Source organism: Bacillus yapensis, assembly GCF_005280205.1.
Classification (GTDB): domain Bacteria; phylum Bacillota; class Bacilli; order Bacillales; family Cytobacillaceae; genus Robertmurraya; species Robertmurraya yapensis.
Genome location: NZ_SUND01000001.1, coordinates 225,698 through 246,186, shown reverse-complemented (window position 1 = coordinate 246,186; position 20,489 = coordinate 225,698). Strand labels below are relative to the sequence as shown.

Genomic DNA, 20,489 nt, shown 5'->3' with positions numbered 1-20,489 from the left:
ATTACTCTCTCCTAGTCTAACCTCAACATGACGTTAAAGAATTCCTCGACGAACTTCTCATAGTTTAGTTTCACGGCAATTCTCGTTTTTCCTTTTGGACTGGTTGGGCGGATGTCGATAAAGGACATCCCTTTCGCTTCACTATTTCCGTTAATGACCTTCGGATCATAATAGACATAATCGACAATAGTAGGGGTGCTTACAATCATCACAGTTAGTAGATCGTGGATGGGGGCACCTTGAATGTTAGGAATGTTTTTTTGATAAGCACTATAGTAAAACTCGAAAATAGGTGAAAGTAGTGAACCAAAGGGAGTATCTCCTTCTTGTGTTAAGCGCTGCACCATTTCCGAGGTGAGAAGGGCATATTGGGTCACGTTTAGTGGAGTGATCGTTAGATTATGTGCATGTGATAAAACATAGTTCGTAGCTGTAGGATCTCCATAAAAATTGGCTTCTGCTAAAGCGGTGACGTTTCCAGGTACAAAAAAGGCACCTCCCATTAGATAAAATGCTTTTACTTTTTTTATTTCTTCATTAAAAAGAATGAATGCGGTCGCTAAGCTTGTTGAACGGCCTGTATCAACAATAACGATTTCATTTGGATAGCGATTTATGATGGTTCTAATGGTTTCAAAAGAGTGAACTTGATATTGCAGGTTGCCTGGTGGTCGGATCGGTCCCATTCCTTCCGCTCCATGGATTTCTGGATAGTAGATATTCGATGCCTCTTCTTGCTCAACTGGATTTGCAGCACCAGGAATAATGGGAATCTGGGTTTGATTAGCGAGCTGAAGTAAATAATACGCATTTGCTGTCGCCTGTTCTTTTGAAACATTTCCGTAGCTTGTGACAATGCCAACAAGCTCAATGTTCGGATTTAGAAGAGCGTAAATAATCGCCAATGAATCGTCTATACCCGGATCTGCAAAAAGCAGAATTTTTTCCGTCAATTCAATCCCTCCTAAGTCAGTCATTACAAGTTTATGATTTAAATGAAGTAAAATGCTTGAAAAAAGGAGTTGAAATCAATATGGAAAAATATTTCAAAAAAATAACGGATCATGTCTATGTTTTTTTGCTTTGGGATGAGTCTTGGAATTCGTTCAATAACTGCTATGTGTTAGTTGAAGGGGATGAAGTCACCTTGATTGATTCTGGAAAGGAAGAGCATTTTGAACATCTTGCAGGGGAAATGAAGAAAATTGGAATTGAAAATATTAATAGATTCATAGCAACTCATGGACACAGGGATCATATAGGAGGAATTCGATTCCTTGAAAACGCTGAAGGCTATATTCATAAAGCGGATCTGGAAAGGGTTCCTGAAGATATTAGGAGCGACTTAACATCTTATCTTCCTGACAGTGGCTCTACGGTAAGCAATCTAGAATGTTTACTTCTTGGGCATCATACAAAGGGTTCCGTGGCCCTTTACCATAAAAAAGAAAAGGTATTGTTTTGTGGTGATCATATTTGTTTCTTTGGGGAGCCAATAAATGGTCAGGTTGTCGAAGATGGGGATGTAACTGGAGAAAAGTTTAAGAAATTCGTTTCGGAATGGTCTCAAAATAAAGAAATGAGAAGACAGCGCGATTTTGATTCATTTATCAAGGGATTAAAAGCAATGAACCAATTTGAAATAGAGTATTTGTGCACGGGACATGGAGCGGTTTTGAAAGGCGGGATTAATAGATATATTTCAGAATTGATTACATTTGAATAAGTGGTTACAGCCTCAAAAAACATTTATTCTTCTGAAGAAAATAGCTCTAAGAATGAATAGGAGGATTGATTTATATATTTATGGTGAGTGAGAAAGACCATTAAAAATACGTAATAAAAATAGATTGGGCTATTTGTTATTTTTGATGACGATTATGATGGTGGGAAGTGGTAGTAATCAAGACGCCTCTGTTCCAAATTTGTATGCTCCTGATCGTTTTTCTGATGAAAATGGAAAATATTTGATTTATGTAGCAGGAACTGAAATTTCTTATGATGATTTCGAGCGAAAAGGGATTAACACGTATAAAATTGCATTCATTAGGAATGAATCCATCGATAGTCATCCAGTACTTGAACTTGAAAAGGAACCAGCTGATGCCGTTTTTGATACTAAAGGGGTCGTTTTTAAAACTTATGCAATTGATGAACTCATTAATTTTTCGCTTGAAGAGTTAGATGAATGAAAGTTTTCGAAATGAAAAAGAAGGGGACTAGGGAAGGGAGAAAAGTGTCTGATAAGGAAAGAGATAAATCAAAGGCTGTCTTGTCAATATTATATCTTTCATCATTTTAATAGGATGCATTTTGATAGTAAGATTTTGTTCCTATAAGATAGGCTCCTTAACCATGTAACGGAGCCTATCATAAGTTATTTCTGCTTCTCTTTTTCCACAATATCCTCAAAGATGTCTTCGATCGTGACGCTTCCAAGTACCTTTTCCATAGCGATTTGTGCGATCGACAGTATGGGAATAATTGTTTCTTGGATATTTCGTCCAACCAAACATTTGGGATTTGGATTTTCGTGAACGCTAAATAGTTCATTTTCCGGAACAACATTTACTGCTTTATACACATCTAGCAATGTGATTTCGGATAATTTTTTTGCAAGATTTGCCCCAGCGATCCCTGGATGCACATCAACTAATTCTGCCTTTTTTAGCATCCCGATAATTTTTCTGATAAGGGCAGGATTCGTGTTGACACTTTCAGCTAAATATTCAGATGAGCTTACCCCATCTTTATTGAACTCAATCAATGTTAATATATGAACACCTACAGCAAATCGGCTGCTAATGGACATGATAAATCACCAACTTTTTTCCATGTAATTAGTATGGTTACAACTATTATTATACTCAAAAAGAATTCCAAAACGATAAAAAGTTTGGATTACTTGACATAGTACTTGATTGTAATTAATATAGTTACATGTAACCGTATCGATTACAACTATAATGGGGTTTTGGGAGGAGAAATAGTTCATGAAATGGTTAGTGACAGGAGCTACAGGGAAATTAGGAAGTAAAATCGTTGAGAAGTTATTAGAAACCGTACCAGCAACGCAATTAGCAGTAAGTGTACGAAATCTTGAGAAGGCAGAAGGCTTACGCGCACGTGGTGTTGAGGTTCGTCATGGTGATTTCGATCACCCAGAAACATTGGAGCAGGCATTTGCAGGAATTGAACGTTTGCTTATTATTTCTGCAGACGGAGATAATGAAACGAGAATTCGTCAGCACGGCAATGCAGTAGCAGCAGCCAAACGTGCAGGGGTCGGATTTATTGCTTATACGAGCATCGCGAATGCACAAGAAAGCACAAACTTCCTAGCGCCAACACATAAAGTGACAGAGGAAGCCATTATAAATTCGGGCATTCCTTATTCTTTCCTACGTAACAACTGGTATCTTGAGAATGAAATCTCTAGTATTCAAGGAGTTTTAGCTGGAGCACCATGGGTGACTTCTGCAGGAAAGGGGAAAGTTGGTTGGGCGTTGCAGCAGGATTATGCAGAAGCTGCGGCAGCAGTTCTTTCAGGAGAGGGCCATGAAAATACCATTTATGAACTGTCTGGTCCACTATTAGCACAAGAAGAGCTAGCCTTGACACTTGGAGAAGTATTGGGCAAAGAGGTATCTGTTCAACAAGTCGATGATGCAACATATGCTGAAATCTTAACTGGAGCTGGATTACCAGACTTCCTAGTCACTATGATCGTGAACATCCAAAAGGATATTCGTGAAGGCTCTCTTGAAATTAACAGCAAGGACTTTGAAAAAGTTCTAGGACGTCCAGTTACATCAATCAAAGAAGGACTTACGCAAATCGTGAATGGTTTTACCAATTAATGAGAAGTCATCAGCTGATTATGAACGAAGAGGAAGCGGCGGCTGGAGATGGGGATCTGATTTTATAAATGGGAAGGCTCGAGGACGCTAGTGAGTGGAATCGAGCCTTTTTATATGTTAAAGAATCGTGCTTTAATGGAAGGAGGATAAATGTCTTTTTTAGCGAAGTTAAAGGAGTGGAGGTGCTGTCTTGAGGAAGGTTGATGTCAGTAATTATGATGAGAAATGGGCTGTGCTATTCGCTGAAGAAGCAGGTAAACTAAAACTTATTTTTGAAAATGAAATGGTCGCGATCCATCATATTGGTAGTACGGCCGTACCAGGGTTAAAAGCTAAGCCTATAATAGATATCATGCCGGTGGTTAAAGACATTTCCCTCGTCGATAAATACAATGAAGAGATGCAAAATATTGGATATGAACCGAAGGGTGAGAATGGAATACCAGGACGCAGGTATTTTCAAAAGGGTGGGGACAATCGGACTCATCATGTTCATGTCTATCAAGTTGGAAGTACTGAAATAGAACGGCATTTAGCATTTCGGGACTATCTCCTAAATCATCCGCATGAAAGGAAAAGTTATGGGGCGCTCAAAGAGAAATTGGCAGAGCAATTTCCCTATGATATTGAATCCTACATAAATGGTAAGGATGCATTTGTTAAAGAAATAGAATTGAAAGCACTAGAGTGGGCTAAGGAAAATCAAGAATGATTTTTCTCATGTTCACGTTTTATTTTTATGAAAATTGTAAAAAATGGTGAGGTGAGATTAAATGAATGGTTGGCTATATGGATTATATGCAGTAATTCTAGCGCTCGTTTCCATATACACAGGGGAAATCATAACGTTTGTTATGCTCGGAGTTATCTTGATCAGTCTACAAAATATACATAATACTTTGAAGGAAATATTAAAAGTAAATAAGGAAAATAGAAACTAACGAACTGGCGATTCTTCAATGAGAGGGGTCGCCAATTTGTCGGTTGGAGGAGTGATAGAGTAATTTAGTTGACTCCAAGTAAATTGGATTCGAAAAAATGTTATGTGGATGAATTTTCTGGGAACTTATGGGCCGCATTAGCCGTACAAAAGATTGAAGATTTATTAAGGAGGACTTGAATGAAACAACAATTTATCGAGCTAGTCAATGCAAGAGAAAACAACCTCAAGAATGTCAATTTGCAAATTCCCAAAGGAAAGATTACTGTTTTCACAGGCGTATCTGGTTCAGGGAAGTCATCTATTGTGTTTGACACGATTGCCCAAGAAGCAGGACGTCAATTAAATGAAACTTACAGTAATTTTACGAGACTCTTTCTTCCCAAATATAGTCGCCCTGACATTGATGAAATCCAAAATCTTTCAACAGCTATTGTCGTGGACCAGAAACGTTTAGGTGGAAATGCTCGCTCGACTTTAGGGACAATCTCAGATATTCTCCCATTGTTCAGAGTGCTTTTTTCTCGATTTGCAAAACCACATCTCGGATTCAGCAATGCGTATTCTTTTAATGATCCAAGTGGAATGTGCCCAGTTTGTGAGGGGATTGGCAAGGTTATTACCTTAAATGTTGATGCTGCAATCGATTGGAATAAGTCGCTAAATGAAGGTGCTATTCTTTTGCCAGGTTATTCTCCAGGAACCTATCAATGGAAATCATATGCGGAGACTGGGTTCTTTGATAATGATAAAAAAATCAAAGATTATACAGAAGAAGAGCTCCAAAAATTACTATATGCGGAACCTGAAAAAGTTAAGATGAAGTCCTTTGGAGATTTTAATGCTACCTATGAAGGTATAGTCGTTCGATTCATGCGCCAAAACATTAATAGAGAAAAAGAAGTTTCAAAGAAGGCGATGAAACAACTAGAGGAGTTCACAACGAATACGATATGCCATTCTTGTGAGGGCAAACGTTATAATAAAAACGTCCTTTCTTCTAAAATCCACGATTACTCTATTTATGATGTCACAGCATTGCAGTTAAATGAATTAATTGATGTGTTGAAAACTTGGGAAGTGCCAGACGCTAAGCCCGTCATTGAGAGTATTATTGAACGGTTAACGAATTTGTGTGAAATCGGCCTAGGATATATGAGTTTAGATCGTGAAACAGCGACTTTATCTGGTGGCGAGTCACAGCGTGTGAAAATGGTGAAATACCTTTCGAGTAACCTCACTGGTCTTCTCTATATTTTTGATGAGCCAAGTACCGGACTTCATCCACGAGATGTCTATCGGTTAAATGATTTGCTCGTGAAAATGAGAGATAAGGGGAATACCGTTCTTGTTGTGGAGCATGACCCAGATGTTATTCAAATTGCCGATCATATCGTTGATGTTGGACCGCTTGCAGGGAGCAATGGCGGTAACATTATGTATAGTGGAGATTATCCTAGTTTACTGCAAACCGATACTTTAACTGCTCGATTTTTAAACAAACATTCACCTATTAATACGAATCCACGAACTGTTACAGAATTCTATGAAAGTCGGAAAAGTTCATTACATAATTTAAAGAATGTTAGTCTTCGCGTTCCAAAAGGCGTATTCACTGTTGTGACAGGAGTAGCCGGTTCAGGAAAAAGTACACTTGTGAACGAAGTATTTGCGAAGGATTTTCCTGACGCCTTACAAATTGATCAGAACCCTATACATACAACAAGTCGCTCAAATGCAGCTACGTTTTTAGGAATTATGAATGGAATTCGAAAAGCGTTTGCGGATGCAAATGAAGTAGATGCTGGTCTATTCAGCTATAATTCAAAAGGAGCTTGCCCAACCTGTGGTGGAACTGGAACCGTTGAACTGAATTTATCCTTCATGGATAAGATGGAAACGGAATGTAGTGAATGCCAAGGAAATCGTTATCGACAGGACGTGCTGGAGTATTTATATAAAGGGAAAAATATAGTCGAAGTTATGGATATGACTGTACAAGAGGCCCTAGACTTTTTTGAGACAAAGGATATCAAAGCTAAATTGAAAAGTCTAGAAATGGTTGGACTTTCTTATCTTACAATTGGTCAGCCATTATCCACATTATCAGGTGGAGAATGCCAGCGTCTGAAGTTAGCGAAGGAGCTAAAAGCAGGCGGCCATATTTATATTCTTGATGAGCCAACAACAGGGTTACATTTGTCCGACATATCAAATATTCTTCATATTATTAATGAAATGGTCGAAAAGGGAAATACGGTTATCGTGATTGAACACAATATAGAAGTCATTCGTCAAAGTGATTGGATCGTTGATATTGGTCCTCAAGGTGGTTCAGAAGGTGGAAAGATTCTTTATGAAGGTCCACCAGCAGAAATTAAGCAATGTGAACAGTCGATAACAGCGAAATATATCTAGTCAGCATATTGAAATAAAAAGGGTAGCGTTAATTCTTTGGAGGATTAACGCTATTTTTGTGGAATTAAATGGAGATGTGTATTGAAAAAAGAAAAATATTCAAAAAAGGATGATTTTCGTGACGTTTGAGATCGACACATTTCCTGTATTGGAAACGAATAGAATAGTTTTAAGACAAGTGACAAACGATGATGCCAGCGATATGCTATGTTATCTATCTGATGAAGTGGTCATGAAATATTACGGGTTAGAACCGTTTAAATCGATCGCCGACGCAATGGACGAAATCTCATGGTATCAATCCATATTTGAAAACAAGACGGGCATCCGTTGGGGAATTACTTTAAAAGGACGAGTGATTGGCAGTTGTGGTTTTCATAACCAAGTTTCCCAGCACTCCCGCACGGAAATTGGCTTCGAACTTAGTCGAGAATATTGGGGGCAAGGAATTGCGAGCGAGGCAATTGGCGTGATCCTTAAGTATGGCTTTGAACATATGGAATTGAATCGTATCGAAGCGCTAATTGAACCACCAAATCTCTCATCACAAAAGCTCGTTGAAAAACAAGGTTTTGTGAGAGAAGGACTATTACGCCAATACGAGTACACGAGTGGGAAATTTGATGATTTGTATATGTACTCGATGTTGAAGCAAGATTTTGAAAGTAGATAAAACTAATTGGCTCTGGAATATTTTATTTGAAATTTCTGCAATACAAAGTTATGATATATAGAAATATTTTGAAAATAAGTGATGACAGGAAACAGTAGTGACTTATCTCCCTGTTTTAGAGAGCTGATGGTAGGTGTGAATCAGTACAAAGATAAGTGCGAATTACCTCCTTGAACTTTCTTTACGAACCTATAGTAGTAAAGAACGGAACGATCCGTTATTCGTTTTAAGTGGAAGAGAAATCTTCAATTAGGGTGGTACCGCGCTAACCACGTCCCTTTTTATGGGGGCGTGGTTTTTTTATTTTTTGATAATTGGAGGCGAGCATATTGGGGAACATTTTAGAGCAACTGATAAGTGAGCAATTAGCTGAAGTGGAGAGACAGTTTGCGATTTATGGCAATGGGGTAGCAGCGATTATTCCTGCTATTGAACTCAAGAATAAGATCGCAAGGTCATTATTAAAACAAGAACCTTTAAAAGTAAAGTTAGGACTGGATCCATCTGCCCCTGATGTTCACTTAGGACATACGGTCGTTTTAAACAAACTAAAGCAATTCCAGGAGAACGGACACACCATTCAACTTATAATTGGGGACTTCACCGGTAAAATAGGAGATCCAACCGGAAAATCAACTGTAAGAAAACAACTTACGAATGAAGAAGTCATTCATAATGCGAAAACGTATTTTGAACAATTTAGCAAAGTATTAGATATGGAAAAGGTAGAATTACATTACAATTCAAAATGGCTCAGTGAACTTAATCTTGAAGAGATTATTAAATTGTCATCAAGTATTACAGTAGCGCGCTTACTTGAGCGAAATGATTTTTCAGAGAGATACTCTACAGGAAAACCGATTTCTTTACATGAATTTTTTTACCCCTTAATGCAAGGCTGTGATTCTGTTGAACTCGAAAGTGATATAGAACTTGGCGGAACAGATCAACATTTTAACGTGTTGATGGGCAGACATTTGCAAGAGCATTATGGGAAAGAGAAGCAAGTGGTTGTATTGCTTCCATTGCTTGAGGGACTTGATGGTGTCGAAAAGATGTCCAAATCGAAGAACAATTATATTGGTGTGGATGATGCACCAAATGATATGTATGGTAAAACAATGTCGATAACAGATGAATTAATTCCGAAGTATTTTGACCTGGTTACGGATTTATCTTTAGTAGAAAAGAGTAGAATCAAAGAAGAGCTTAAGCTTGGGAAATTACATCCAAGAGATGCAAAAATGTTTCTAGCTAGAAGGATTGTAAGTATTTATCACAATGAAGAAGAGGCAGAAAAAGCAGAGGAAGCCTTTAAGGCTGTGTTTCAACGGGGTTCACTTCCTAATGAAGTACCCGTTATAAAATGGAGCGGAGATAAAGAGCTTCCTATAGTGGAACTACTCGTGGAGCTAGGATTACAAAAATCAAAAACGGAAGCACGAAAAATGATCCAAAACGGTGGGATTCGCATAAATGAAGTGAAGGTTAATGACATATATCTTCAAGTAGATACATCGGAAGAACCGATTATTCAAGTAGGTAAACGGAAATTCGTGAAGCTGCAGATAAATTAAAGAGATACACTGGGGGAGAGACAGATGAGGAAACTACATTATAGCTGGATCATTTTATTCCTGACATTCTTTTCGATTATCGTAGCGGGAATTGTACGATCTTCATCGGGTGTATTTGTGATTCCATTTGAAGAGGAGTTTCATTGGGATCGCTCGATGATTTCATTTGCCTTCGGGTTGAGCCTATTCATCTATGGATTCTCAGGTCCATTTATGGGAGCCATTGTTCAATCAGTAGGAATCAAAAAAATGATGCTCATTTCCATGGGCACGCTCATGATTAGCCTGATCCTTACTTTATTCATGTCAGAGCCATGGCATCTTGTATTGGTATGGGGTGTATTGAATGGACTAGGTGCGAGCCTTTTTCTTACTGTTCTTAGTCCACTTATTGCCAACACTTGGTTTGTAAAAAGAAGAGGCTTAGCTATAGGGATTCTTACTGCGAGTACAGCAACCGGACAGTTATTGCTACTACCATTACTTGCTTACGTCATAGAGGATTCTACTTGGAAAAATGCGATTGTCATTATTTTAATACTTAGCATGATCATGTTCTTACTTATCTGGAGTTTTATGAAGGATTCGCCTAGAAAAATTGGGATAACTCCTTATGGATCTGAAGAAGAAATAGTTTCAGAATCGCCGAATAAGCTTAAAATGAACCCATTTAAAACGGCAATAGATACACTTTTTTATGCTTTTAAACATAAAGAGTTTTGGCTGTTAGCAGGAAGTTTCTTTATATGTGGACTTTCGACGAATGGATTAATTGGTACTCATTTTGTAGCGTTATGCGTTTCCTTTGGTATTGTTGCTGTGACGGCTGCCTCATTTTTATCGATCATGGGGGTCTTTGACTTAGTCGGGACAACTGCATCTGGATGGCTGTCTGATCGAATCGATAATCGCTGGCTGCTCTTTTGGTACTATGCACTAAGAGGCTTATCATTACTGTTATTGCCTTATGCTCTGCAACAAGGTTCGCTTACACTGCTGATGATTTTTACTGTGTTCTACGGTTTGGATTGGATTGCGACAGTACCTCCTACGATTAACATCGCAAGGAATGTCTTTGGCTTAGAAAAAAGCGTTATTATTTATGGTTGGATATTTGCAGCACACCAAGTTGGGGCTGCAGTAGCCGCATATGGTGGAGGTGTTATTTTTGAACGTTACGACACCTACTCGTACGCTTTTGTAGGAGCTGGTATCTTCTGTTTTCTAGCAAGTTTGTTTGTCATCATCATTCGAAAAGAACAAGCGAAAAATTGATTGAGAGTTACTGCGTAGTGAAACCTCCCATCAGAAAATGAAGGGAGGTTTTGTTTCGTTAATTACTAGGTGCGCCTGGCGGATAGTAATAGGGTGGTACCTTTATCCATCCACGCTTTCTCATCATGTCCTTTAATGAAGCACCGAACTGCATTTTCTCAAACATAGCATGAGCAAACATGGAACCGACATCATTTCTGATGGCTTGTGCTGAAGCTGTCGCACAATGAACAATCGCGGCAACGGTTTTGATACTTAATCCATTCATAATTTCATCGTCCGTTAGTTTAGTCCCCAAAGGCACTCCGTTTGGATCTGAATTAGGTCGCGGCTCACTAGTAGGAGGCAAATGAATGCCTTCTTTTTTCATAAAGCTCTTAAATCTTTGAGATTGAGTTTCACATTGTTTAAGGCTGTCTTTTAGAATCTTTACTACTTCGTCATCTGTCGTGGTGTTCAGCCCAATTTGGATAAACACACTTGCCTCATCCATAATCGTGATATATAACCAACAGCTCATTACTTCTCCCACATGTAGCGGATTTTTAGGTTCATCATCTAAACTTATTTGTAAAAGATCTTTCAGTGATTCGATAATGGAAGTCATGGATTAACTCCTTTCAAAATTAATCGAAGTGTATTGGGAAATATTAGTTATCAATATGATTTCCAATTTACTGGAAAATAATATGTCTGGTGTTTGTTCTGTTAAAATTGTAAAATTAAGTAAAAATAAATGATATAATAAATATTAAGAGATGTTTTATGTGGAGGTATTGCTATGATTTGGCTGTATATATTAATACCTGTTGTTATTATTGGAGGCATTGCCATATATTTTGAGAAGAAGTCTGGAATGGCACCACCTGATGAAAGTAAACAAGCTGAGAAATTAGGCGAAGTGATCAAGGAAAATCGTACAAATCATTGGACTGGATGAAACGAATGGGAGCATTCTTCGAAAAGGGAGGATGGCTTATTTTTTATCGTTATTTTTCAGAAATTTATGATAAAATAACTTGAACTTAATAAATACCCAGAAGACTTTAACCCTCTGATTAAAAATTTGATAAAACAATAAGTTCTATCTGCTTCTTTAATTACTTGAAAGTGTAAAGGGAGGTTATTCATGAGGGAAAATTATGTAAAATCACTTTTTGAATATAATTGGACAATCCGAGAGAAGTGGTTTGAATGGTGTAAGAGAATATCAGAAGAAGAGTTATTAAAAGAAAGAATAGGTGGATACAAAGGAATTTTACATACCCTTTTTCATATTGTTGATTTTGAACAGAGATGGATGCACGGTTTAAGTAAGGAAGATCCTAAAAAGTACAATTTTCAAGAGTATAATTCTTTGGATGCTGTGAGCAAACTTTCTAAAATGACGAAAGAGTATTCTTTAAGTTTCATAGAACACTCTAACTGGAACCTACGAAATGAGCGATTTCACGGTGTCAATAAACAAGGAGAAAAAGTGTCATTTGCTTACTTAGAGGTTCTCCTACATGTTTCTGTTCATGAAGTCCACCATATTGGACAATTATCTGTTTGGGCCAGGGAGATGGGGAAGGAACCTATCTCTGCAAATTTAATTGGACTAAACCTATTCGTGTAATTTAAAACCACCAAAGGAAATGAGAAAATTTATGACCCGTTCTTTTTATGCTCTAGTAGTGAGCCAATGCTCTACGAATCTAGGATTTTCCTTGTATACCATGGTTGTTGTACTGCATCTATATGATGAAACACAATCTACTACATTAGCAGCACTCGTAACGTTGGTAAGTTTATTTTCACGCATGATGAGTAGCTTGACCCTGCCCCTACTCTCAGACAAATTTAAACCAACCCATATATTAATGACTTCACAGATGACTCAATTCGTATTTCTATTCGTTTTAGTGGCCCTATTTTTTCAAGAAATGAACACCTTGACTATCCTATTCTTTTTTATCGTATTAGCCGTGATTTCTATCTTCAACGGTATCTTTGCACCGATAAAATCATCTCTTGTAAAAGCAGTCGTTCCAGAAGAATCGCGTGTGAAAGCCAATAGTCTCCTCGCAAGTGTTGATCAAACGTTTCTATTTGCGGGCTGGACATTTGGTGGAGTTCTTATTGCCTTTTTAGGGAAAGAACCGACCCTTTACATTACCTGCAGTTTAATTTTGCTTTCAATTTTCTCTCTTTCTCTTGTAAAAGTTATTCATGCTACCAATATCCAAGCACAAGATGGACTCATTGCTCGCTTAACGACAGGATGGAAGTATCTCTTCACCCATAAGGGATTGAAAGTACTAATCATGATGGATCTCCTGGAAGCTTGGGTGGGCATGATCTGGATTGGGGCTGTGACGTTAACTTATGTGGAGGATGCGCTGGGTAAAGGAGAGACATGGTGGGGATACATTAATGGCGGATACAATTTAGGTACGATCATTGGTGGGATATTAGTATTCCGTTTCTCAAAATTATTCCAAGGAAGATTAACGACCTTTATGTTAATCGGTTCAGTCGCTTTTGGTCTTCTGACGTTTGCATATGGTTTCGTATCGAACCCCATTTTGGCATTGTTATTGGTCTTGTTAATGGGACCGTCTTACCAAATGAGAGACTTGGCCCAAGAAACATTATTCCAAAACAGTACGGATGAAGCGACATTGACAAAAATACTAGCGGCAAAATCAACATTAATTCAGCTTATTTCGATCGTTTCCATCCTTGGCATTGGTGCATTAACAGACCTCATCGGGGTGCGATTGATTTACATCCTTTCGGGATGCTTAATGATATTTTCGTCTGTCTATGGATTTATCAATCTTCACGTCCGGGGAAAAGTTGCTTTCCTAAAAAGTGAAAGTTTGAATGGAAAAATCCATATAGAATAAGATTTGGAGCTGGGCTCTTTTTTAGTGGTGATGGCCCTCTTTCTAATTTAATCGATAACCATAGTATAAATGGATAAAATAGTTGTATAATACAAATAAAAATGTGTTATAAAAAGAAGGGAGAGGGGAGCATGACAGTTAATCGTTCGAGTGTGCTTTCGGTGGATTATTTTGAATCATATTTTAGATTGGTCATGACATCTAGAAATTTCGTTCTTGAAGAGGCTAAAGAGTATATGATTAGTAACTTTATTCAAGGAGATGTAATGTTATATGGAGAGGATTCTTATCACAGTTTTACTGATGCTTACCTTAGATTGAAAAAAATCTTTTGATAAATAGTTGCATTTTGCAAATTATTTCGTATAATAAAGTCAGAGGTGGAAAAATTGGAAAATTTACGTGAATTGTTTCAGGTGATGACACGCCGTTTTGGCTTTCTAAATAAGAATTGCTGTACTACTGGAGGGACTGAGATTTCCCTTGTTCAAAGTCATATTCTTTATGAGATTGACCATCAGCATAATCCTTCGATGCAGCAGATTGCCGATACGTTAGGAATTGATATTACAACATTTAGTCGCCAAGTTCAGTCATTAGTGAAAATGAATTTAGTGAAGAAAACGCCAGATGCAGAGGATCGAAGAATTCAAATTCTTTCCTTAACTACAGAAGGTAAGTATGTTGCAACGACGATTGATGAACAAATGAATCTCTTCTTAAATGATGTATTTTCTCATATGAATGATTTTGAAAAAGAAACGGTTATTCGCTCGATTAAGCTTTTAAATAATGCAATGGCTAAATCAAGTATGTGCTGTGGGAATATCCAGGGGTGAACTTCCCCTTATTTGATATAGTTGCAAATTACAAATAATAAATAGTTGCGAAATACAACTATTAGAGGAGGGCTACGAAATGTTCTATCAGGTTTTCCGTGACTTTTTATCAATTGCTTTAGAACTTACGGTTTTATTTGTTGGGATATCTTTTCTTGTGAGTCTACTACAAGGATTGGTTCCTTATGAAAAGCTCAACAAATTCTTATCGGGTAAAAACACATTTATCGGGGTGGTGGCTGCAGTTGGATTTGCTTTTATGACGCCATTTTGTTCTTGCTCAACGATTCCAGTTGTTGTGAATCTCTTGAATAAAAATGTTCGCTTTGGTATTGTGATGGTCTTTTTATTCGCATCTCCTGTACTCGATCCAACAATTATTACCTTGATGGCAGCCTTATTAGGCTTCAAGGTTGCTGTAGTTTATACGATTGTGACAACGCTTCTGTCAATCGGGATAGGGTTAGCTTTAGAGAAACTAGGCTTCGAGAAGGCAGTAAAGAAAGTAAAAATGACGGGGTTTACAGAGCAAGAAATAAAATTCAGCTTTAAGCATGCTTTTAAAGAAACGATGGGATTGATGAAGACTGTTTATCCGTTTTTGTTAATCGGAGCAGGGATTGGCTCGCTTATCCATGGTGTAGTGCCGACGGAATGGATTACAACCTATCTAGGTGATGACAAGTGGTGGCTTGTTCCGGTTGCTGCAGTCATTGGAATTCCTTTATATGTACGCTTATCAACAATGATTCCCTTATCGCAAATTCTGATTGCAAAAGGGATGGCCTTTCCACCAGTAATGGCTTTAATGATTGCTTCAACAGGAGCCAGCTTACCAGAAGTAACCTTATTAAACTCGATTTTTCAAAAACGTTTGGTGTCTGCTTTTGTTGTATCAGTCGTATTGATGGCTTCAATTTCAGGATTTCTATTTTATCTGATTTAAAGGAGGTGAGAAAAATGGCGTGGTTCAAAAAAAGTGACGACAAAACTTGCTGTGATGTAAAGTTTGAAGAAGTCAAAGACGATACTTGCTGCAATGAGAAAAATGATGGCGAGAAAAACGCTTGTTGTGCTGGGTAATTGATAGGCGTACTAAGTAGGGACATAAATATATTTCGTTCATTCTAAATTGAGGTTGGGTATTTTAAAGATGCCCAACCTTTTTTGGTGGAAATACATAGGATACATAAACGAGAGAAAAATGGTCATCTATATTTTTCTAAGGAGAGAGGTAAGTTGCCTTGGTATAATTCCCGTATTGTTTATCCCCTAACATGTATAGACCGAGGAGAACGGGTCATTAGTTCAAATCAAAAAATCTTTATTTTCAATAAAACAGAGGAAATGAAAAGAGAGTTTGAAAAGATATACAATGAATTTTCTGCGGAAAACGACCAATTAGAAAAACAGATTGTGCGTTTAGACCGGAGGCATGAACGATTCAAGGAGAAGATCAACGAATCAATGAGCATGCAGAGTATGGAGCAACAGAAAAACTTAGGCGAGATTCATGATAGGTTTAAAGAATTACAAAAAAAGCTCCATGACTCCGAAAGAGCACAATTCGTTGCCCAAGATAAGTATGAGAGTCGATTAGATAAAAAGGTTCAGCAAGTAGAAGGGGCCATGAACGCTTATTCTACCGAACAAAAGAAAAGTCTAGGACAATTGAACACAAAAATTGAGGCGAATCAAGAAAAGTTACAGAAATCCCTAAATCATCTGGACACTGAACAAGAAAAGAATATGAGCCAGCTCCATAGTCGGATGGAGGAAATACAAGAGAAAATACGTGACATGCTTCATTCGCAAAATGAAAAGCAAGATCAGGTTGTCAAACAGTTGGATGAAAGAATTGAGAAGGTAACGGACTCCTTTAACACGCAAAGCATGGAGCAGGAGCATAAGGTTAACGAACTACAAAGTAGTATTGAGGAAGTACAAGAGAAAGTGACGGAATCGCTTATTGCTCAAAAAAAGGAGCAGGACGAAGAGATAACCAAATTGCGTAGTGGAATTGAGGAGACGTACACGAGTTTTAGGAATTCTTTGGAGACGCAAAACATGGAGCAGGAAAATAAGGTTAACGAACTGCGTATTAGGATTGAGGAAGCACAGCAGCAAGTAACGGACTCGCTTAACGCTCAAAGTAAGGAGCAAGAGAAAAAGATATCTGAATTACTTAATAAGATCGAAGAAATACAGGAAGATGTCTTCAATTCTTTAATCAGTCAAAGTAAGAAACATGAGCAGGACGCAAATCGATTGGATAGTAAAATCGAGAAAATTCAGGAGGAGCTCGACGAGTATCTAAACGCTCAAAATCCTTTAATTCAAGAGTTAAAAAAGTTAAAACCTAATTATCCTGTAAATCAAATTATCATAAAGGGTATACCGATAAAGGTGTCGCAGTTTATTTCAATGAATTCCAACAATGTAGTGTATTTTAAAGAAAATGAAACACTAAAGATAATTGATGGGAATAAAATTGATGGTATTGAATTTTAAAACATCTAATCTATCGTTAATACATGATTAAAAAAGCAGAAGATGAGTTTGGAATCAATCTTCTGCTCTTTTTTACAATTTAGTATTCAATTAAAATTTTAAGCCGTCAATGCTATCAACATTAAATACTTTAATGTCATTCCCTTCAATGAAATAAGCTAGTCCATTGTTGACAGTTACAAAGTTTGTAGTTTCTTTGGAATCGCCGTCAACATAAACTCGCTCTACTCGATAAGCTGGAGGTAAGGATGCGAGTAAGTCGCTTACATTCATATTATCGCCTCCTTTCATAATAATTCCTCATTGAATTAAGAGGTAATATACAATATTCTTTTTCATAAATTTATGTTTGGACAAGTGTCTATATGTTTCAGTCCAAAATGCTGATTTTTTTATAAATCGGGAATTCAAAATATTTTATGCCATTTTTGTGGACAGTTTGCGAAACTTTATGAAGTCCAAATACAAAGAATTGTATTTATGCATTCTATTTTGTTATAGTAATACCGAATCTTGAGGAGGGTTGGATATGAAAATCATCTGTTTTGGAGATAGCTTAACTCGTGGTGTAACTTTCGTAAAAGGACGCTTGAAAATTTTGAAAAACAATTATCCAAAAATCTTACAAGAGTTATTTTTGAATAACAATAAAGGTAAATTTGAAGAAGACATCCATATTATGAATAAAGGAGTTTTTAATGACAACTCCGATTTACTTATTCAAAGATTAGATCGTGACGTCATTCAAGAAAAACCGGATTATGTCATTATTGAAATAGGTGGGAATGATTGCGACTTTGTGTGGGCAGAGGTAGCAAAAAATCCTACAGATGTACATGAAGCAACGGTGCCGGTAGAACGATATATAAACAATCTGAAATCCATCGTGATAAAGATAAAGGAAGCAGGACTCACACCCATTCTTTCTACTTTGCCTCCTTTGGATCCGGTACGATACTATGAGCGAATCGTGGAGAGTTATAGCTCACAAGTGAGTGATTGGATTTGCAAAGTTGGTGGCATTGAGCATTGGCATAGCAATTACAATCGTTCCCTAAAAAAATTGGCGGAAGAATTGAATGTTATGAGTATTGATGTGAGAAGTGCTATTAAAAGGGCAGGAGATCTGAAAGATTTAATTAGTGATGATGGGATTCATTTAACGGAAAAAGGCTATAAGGTTTTTGCAGAGGAAGTTTTTCAAAAGTTAAGTAGGATTTTGGAAAATGATGCTCGAATTAAGATGGATAAAATATAAATTTTCATAAAAGCATTTGGTGCAGGGGCATTGAATGCTTTTTTACTAGAAATGAGCAAGTAGGGAGTGTCGGGTAGATGATAATTAGGGAAGCTACATTACAGGATTTAGAGTCGATCATGAACATCTATAATGAAGGAATTGAAGACAGAGTCGCTACGCTAGAAACAGATACGAAAGATCTATCCTATATGGAAGATTGGTTTCACGGTCATTCAGAACGCTACAAGGTACTCGTCGCTGAAGAAGATGGAGAAGTTGTAGGGTGGGCCTCTTTAAATCCCTACAATAATAGATGTGCTTATACAGGTGTTGCAGATCTTTCCGTTTATATAGCGAGAAATTCGAGAGGGAAGGGAATTGGAAGTAGGCTGTTGACTGCGATTGATGAGGCTGCACGCGAAAATGGCTTCCATAAAATTGTTCTTTTTACTTTTCCTTTTAACGAGTCAGGGCAAAAGCTTTACCATAAGCAAGGATATCGCACGGTCGGAATTTTTAATAACCAAGGTATACTAGAAGGAAAGTTTGTTGATGTGATGGCGATGGAGAAGCTATTAAGCTAAGGAGACCAGGCGCATTTATGCCTGGTCCCACACTTTAAAACTACTATTCTATTCTTCTTTATAAATGAAGTAATCAAAATCAGCGTGCTTGTTTTGCCCGGATGTATCTTGGCATTGCATGCCAACAAAGGCTCCTGTGAAAAAGCCTCCACCTTGAATATAATCGTCGGATAGTTTATAGGATTCGAATTCAATCGGAATCGTATTCCAATGCTCCCCATCAAAGGAGTAAGAGTATTGATAGATGTTTGTCTTTACCTCAACACGTAAGTAAGCGTATTCATTATTGTCAGGAATAATAATTTCTTTTCCCTTTAATGGTTGATCAAAAACAAAATTATCGCACGTCACAAGTTCGAGCACTCTTCCTTTTGTTTCGTGCCAAGTGATTTGAAGAGAAGTCCAATTTTGCGTATTGTAATAGTTTACTAGACCAGCAGATTGTTGGAAGGTTTCCGGTTGATAAGCTACTTTTGTTTCTGCTGTAAAATTAAAGTGTTGCCAACGTCTTGCCACAAACGCTTGTGTAAACTTAGAAGTCAAGGATTCTTTCCCATATAGTCTTAGATGACCTGGATGATCCGTTAGTGATGCAATATTCTCTCCTAATGGAATACGAAGTGATTGGAAATGAAGGTTTAAGGTTGATGAGTCAAAATCATCTTTTTCTGGGTAATCTCTTTCCCATTTCACTTCTTCTATATTTGGACCGGTTATTTCTAAGGATGGATGGTTTCCTCCGACTACATACGGCCAATCATTTTTCCATTCCAGACGCTGGATAGCAGTTTCTCTTCCTAGTGGACAAAAACCTCTTGGATCGAGTAATGGATGTCCATCACGTGGTAACGGTCTACTTGTTAGATGAACCAAAAACCATTCGTCTGTGTGTGTATGCACAATGGATGAGTGACCTGCTTTTTGCAATGGAATTCTCGGATGAGCGAAAGAGCTAATCAGTGGATTCTCTGGATGCACTTCATATGGACCACGTAAATTCTTGGAGCGAGCAATGGTTGATTGGTGATCATACTTTGTTCCACCCTCAGCTGTTAGTAAATAGTAATACCCATTTATCTTATATAGATGAGGTGCTTCTGTAAGCATAATATCGGTTCCTTTAAAAATAACTTCAGGTTTCCCGACCAATTTTTGTTGTTCGACACTAAACTCCTGTATAACGATTCCATAAAAGTTATGATGTCCAACTCTGTGGTCCCAGAGCATATTTACAAAATATTTCTTCCCATCCTCATCATGAAACAGCGAAGGATCAAAGCCGGAGCTATTAAGGTGAATTGGTTCAGACCACTCACCGTCAATGGTGTCACAAGTGACAAGATAATTATGACAATCTTTCCACTGGCCCTCCGTTACTTTAACATCCGTATAAATTAGCCAAAACTTGTCATCGTGGTAGGATAATGCTGGAGCCCAAATACCACCTGAATCAGGATTACCCATCATATTCAATTGACTTACCCGATTGAGGGGGCGTGCTACTAACCTCCAATTCTTAAGGTCCTTTGAATGGTAAATCCCTACACCAGGGAACCATTCAAAGGTTGAAACTGCAATGTAGTAATCTTCTCCTGCTCGGCAAATACTTGGGTCAGGATTAAAGCCGGGTAAAATTGGATTTTGAATCGTTGCCATGTTTCTCCACCTCTTGAAATAAATT

The 20,489-nt window shown here is 37.6% G+C and carries 24 protein-coding genes and 1 other annotated feature; of the genes, 19 read left to right on the top strand and 5 right to left on the bottom strand.

Features of this window, described 5'->3' with window-relative positions:
• Nucleotides 1-11: 11 nt before the first annotated feature.
• Entirely contained in the window at nt 12-977 is a 966-nt protein-coding gene (locus tag FAR12_RS01175) for a nucleoside hydrolase (protein WP_126405406.1), read from the bottom strand.
• A gap of 56 nt (nt 978-1,033) precedes the next feature.
• Between FAR12_RS01175 and FAR12_RS01170 the strand changes: the two genes are divergently transcribed.
• Both FAR12_RS01170 and FAR12_RS01165 read left to right on the top strand, forming a co-directional pair.
• Nucleotides 1,034-1,726 carry an MBL fold metallo-hydrolase gene (locus FAR12_RS01170; RefSeq protein ID WP_126405405.1) on the top strand — a complete coding sequence of 231 codons (693 nt, stop codon included), beginning with the start codon at nt 1,034-1,036 and terminating at the stop codon, nt 1,724-1,726.
• A gap of 124 nt (nt 1,727-1,850) precedes the next feature.
• Nucleotides 1,851-2,192, top strand: coding sequence for a hypothetical protein (locus FAR12_RS01165; protein ID WP_170972044.1), 342 nt, complete (start codon nt 1,851-1,853; stop codon nt 2,190-2,192).
• 185 nt (nt 2,193-2,377) lie between these two features.
• Here the strand turns inward: FAR12_RS01165 and FAR12_RS01160 are convergent, their stop codons facing one another.
• Nucleotides 2,378-2,812, bottom strand: a complete 435-nt coding sequence (locus FAR12_RS01160) for an Rrf2 family transcriptional regulator (protein WP_126405403.1) — start codon at nt 2,810-2,812, stop codon at nt 2,378-2,380.
• 181 nt (nt 2,813-2,993) lie between these two features.
• On the opposite strand from FAR12_RS01160, the gene FAR12_RS01155 reads away from it, so the two are divergent.
• From FAR12_RS01155 to FAR12_RS01130, 7 genes are all read left to right on the top strand, one after another.
• The gene (locus FAR12_RS01155; RefSeq protein ID WP_126405402.1) at nt 2,994-3,860 is read left to right on the top strand and encodes an SDR family oxidoreductase; all 867 of its coding nucleotides are present in this window, start codon (nt 2,994-2,996) and stop codon (nt 3,858-3,860) included.
• A 190-nt stretch (nt 3,861-4,050) separates the two neighbouring features.
• Nucleotides 4,051-4,572, top strand: a complete 522-nt coding sequence (locus FAR12_RS01150) for a GrpB family protein (protein WP_126405401.1) — start codon at nt 4,051-4,053, stop codon at nt 4,570-4,572.
• 61 nt (nt 4,573-4,633) lie between these two features.
• Nucleotides 4,634-4,801 (top strand): hypothetical protein, encoded by a 168-nt coding sequence (locus tag FAR12_RS23200; RefSeq protein ID WP_170972043.1) that lies wholly within the window; start codon nt 4,634-4,636, stop codon nt 4,799-4,801.
• A gap of 179 nt (nt 4,802-4,980) precedes the next feature.
• The gene (locus FAR12_RS01145) at nt 4,981-7,218 is read left to right on the top strand and encodes an ATP-binding cassette domain-containing protein (protein ID WP_126405400.1); all 2,238 of its coding nucleotides are present in this window, start codon (nt 4,981-4,983) and stop codon (nt 7,216-7,218) included.
• Nucleotides 7,219-7,336: 118 nt separating this feature from the next.
• Nucleotides 7,337-7,891: a GNAT family N-acetyltransferase gene (locus tag FAR12_RS01140; protein ID WP_246010268.1), complete on the top strand. Its 555-nt coding sequence runs from the start codon at nt 7,337-7,339 to the stop codon at nt 7,889-7,891.
• 72 nt (nt 7,892-7,963) lie between these two features.
• Nucleotides 7,964-8,173: a binding site (T-box leader), on the top strand.
• 47 nt (nt 8,174-8,220) lie between these two features.
• Nucleotides 8,221-9,468 (top strand): tyrosine--tRNA ligase, encoded by a 1,248-nt coding sequence (gene tyrS / locus FAR12_RS01135; protein ID WP_126405399.1) that lies wholly within the window; start codon nt 8,221-8,223, stop codon nt 9,466-9,468.
• Between the two features lie 24 nt (nt 9,469-9,492).
• A complete protein-coding gene (locus tag FAR12_RS01130) occupies nt 9,493-10,743 on the top strand; it encodes an MFS transporter (RefSeq protein ID WP_126405398.1) in 1,251 nt (416 codons plus the stop codon).
• Nucleotides 10,744-10,801: 58 nt separating this feature from the next.
• On the opposite strand, the gene FAR12_RS01125 is transcribed toward FAR12_RS01130, so the two are convergent.
• Complete coding sequence (locus tag FAR12_RS01125; protein WP_126405397.1) at nt 10,802-11,350, bottom strand: DUF3231 family protein; 549 nt, start codon at nt 11,348-11,350, stop codon at nt 10,802-10,804.
• 174 nt (nt 11,351-11,524) lie between these two features.
• Between FAR12_RS01125 and FAR12_RS23195 the strand changes: the two genes are divergently transcribed.
• From FAR12_RS23195 to FAR12_RS01095, 8 genes are all read left to right on the top strand, one after another.
• Nucleotides 11,525-11,683, top strand: coding sequence for a hypothetical protein (locus FAR12_RS23195; protein ID WP_170972041.1), 159 nt, complete (start codon nt 11,525-11,527; stop codon nt 11,681-11,683).
• 189 nt (nt 11,684-11,872) lie between these two features.
• The gene (locus FAR12_RS01120) at nt 11,873-12,361 is read left to right on the top strand and encodes a DinB family protein (RefSeq protein WP_126405396.1); all 489 of its coding nucleotides are present in this window, start codon (nt 11,873-11,875) and stop codon (nt 12,359-12,361) included.
• A gap of 19 nt (nt 12,362-12,380) precedes the next feature.
• Nucleotides 12,381-13,634, top strand: a complete 1,254-nt coding sequence (locus FAR12_RS01115; RefSeq protein ID WP_246010267.1) for an MFS transporter — start codon at nt 12,381-12,383, stop codon at nt 13,632-13,634.
• A 131-nt stretch (nt 13,635-13,765) separates the two neighbouring features.
• Nucleotides 13,766-13,969, top strand: coding sequence for a hypothetical protein (locus FAR12_RS01110; protein WP_126405394.1), 204 nt, complete (start codon nt 13,766-13,768; stop codon nt 13,967-13,969).
• A 54-nt stretch (nt 13,970-14,023) separates the two neighbouring features.
• Nucleotides 14,024-14,473, top strand: coding sequence for a MarR family winged helix-turn-helix transcriptional regulator (locus tag FAR12_RS01105; RefSeq protein ID WP_126405393.1), 450 nt, complete (start codon nt 14,024-14,026; stop codon nt 14,471-14,473).
• A gap of 79 nt (nt 14,474-14,552) precedes the next feature.
• Nucleotides 14,553-15,419, top strand: a complete 867-nt coding sequence (locus FAR12_RS01100; RefSeq protein WP_126405392.1) for a permease — start codon at nt 14,553-14,555, stop codon at nt 15,417-15,419.
• A 14-nt stretch (nt 15,420-15,433) separates the two neighbouring features.
• The gene (locus FAR12_RS23920) at nt 15,434-15,556 is read left to right on the top strand and encodes a hypothetical protein (RefSeq protein WP_281275623.1); all 123 of its coding nucleotides are present in this window, start codon (nt 15,434-15,436) and stop codon (nt 15,554-15,556) included.
• A gap of 156 nt (nt 15,557-15,712) precedes the next feature.
• The gene (locus FAR12_RS01095) at nt 15,713-16,984 is read left to right on the top strand and encodes a coiled-coil domain-containing protein (RefSeq protein ID WP_126405391.1); all 1,272 of its coding nucleotides are present in this window, start codon (nt 15,713-15,715) and stop codon (nt 16,982-16,984) included.
• Nucleotides 16,985-17,074: 90 nt separating this feature from the next.
• Here FAR12_RS01095 and FAR12_RS01090 read toward each other — a convergent pair whose 3' ends face one another.
• On the bottom strand, nt 17,075-17,257 hold the full coding sequence (locus FAR12_RS01090) for a hypothetical protein (protein WP_126405390.1): 183 nt from the start codon (nt 17,255-17,257) through the stop codon (nt 17,075-17,077).
• A gap of 256 nt (nt 17,258-17,513) precedes the next feature.
• Here FAR12_RS01090 and FAR12_RS01085 point away from each other — a divergent pair, with 256 nt between their 5' ends.
• Complete coding sequence (locus FAR12_RS01085; RefSeq protein ID WP_126405389.1) at nt 17,514-18,242, top strand: SGNH/GDSL hydrolase family protein; 729 nt, start codon at nt 17,514-17,516, stop codon at nt 18,240-18,242.
• Nucleotides 18,243-18,319: 77 nt separating this feature from the next.
• Entirely contained in the window at nt 18,320-18,808 is a 489-nt protein-coding gene (locus tag FAR12_RS01080; protein ID WP_126405388.1) for an arsinothricin resistance N-acetyltransferase ArsN1 family A, read from the top strand.
• Between the two features lie 48 nt (nt 18,809-18,856).
• On the opposite strand, the gene FAR12_RS01075 is transcribed toward FAR12_RS01080, so the two are convergent.
• Nucleotides 18,857-20,464 (bottom strand): glycoside hydrolase family 43 protein, encoded by a 1,608-nt coding sequence (locus tag FAR12_RS01075; RefSeq protein ID WP_126405387.1) that lies wholly within the window; start codon nt 20,462-20,464, stop codon nt 18,857-18,859.
• Between the last annotated feature and the right edge of the window lie 25 nt (nt 20,465-20,489).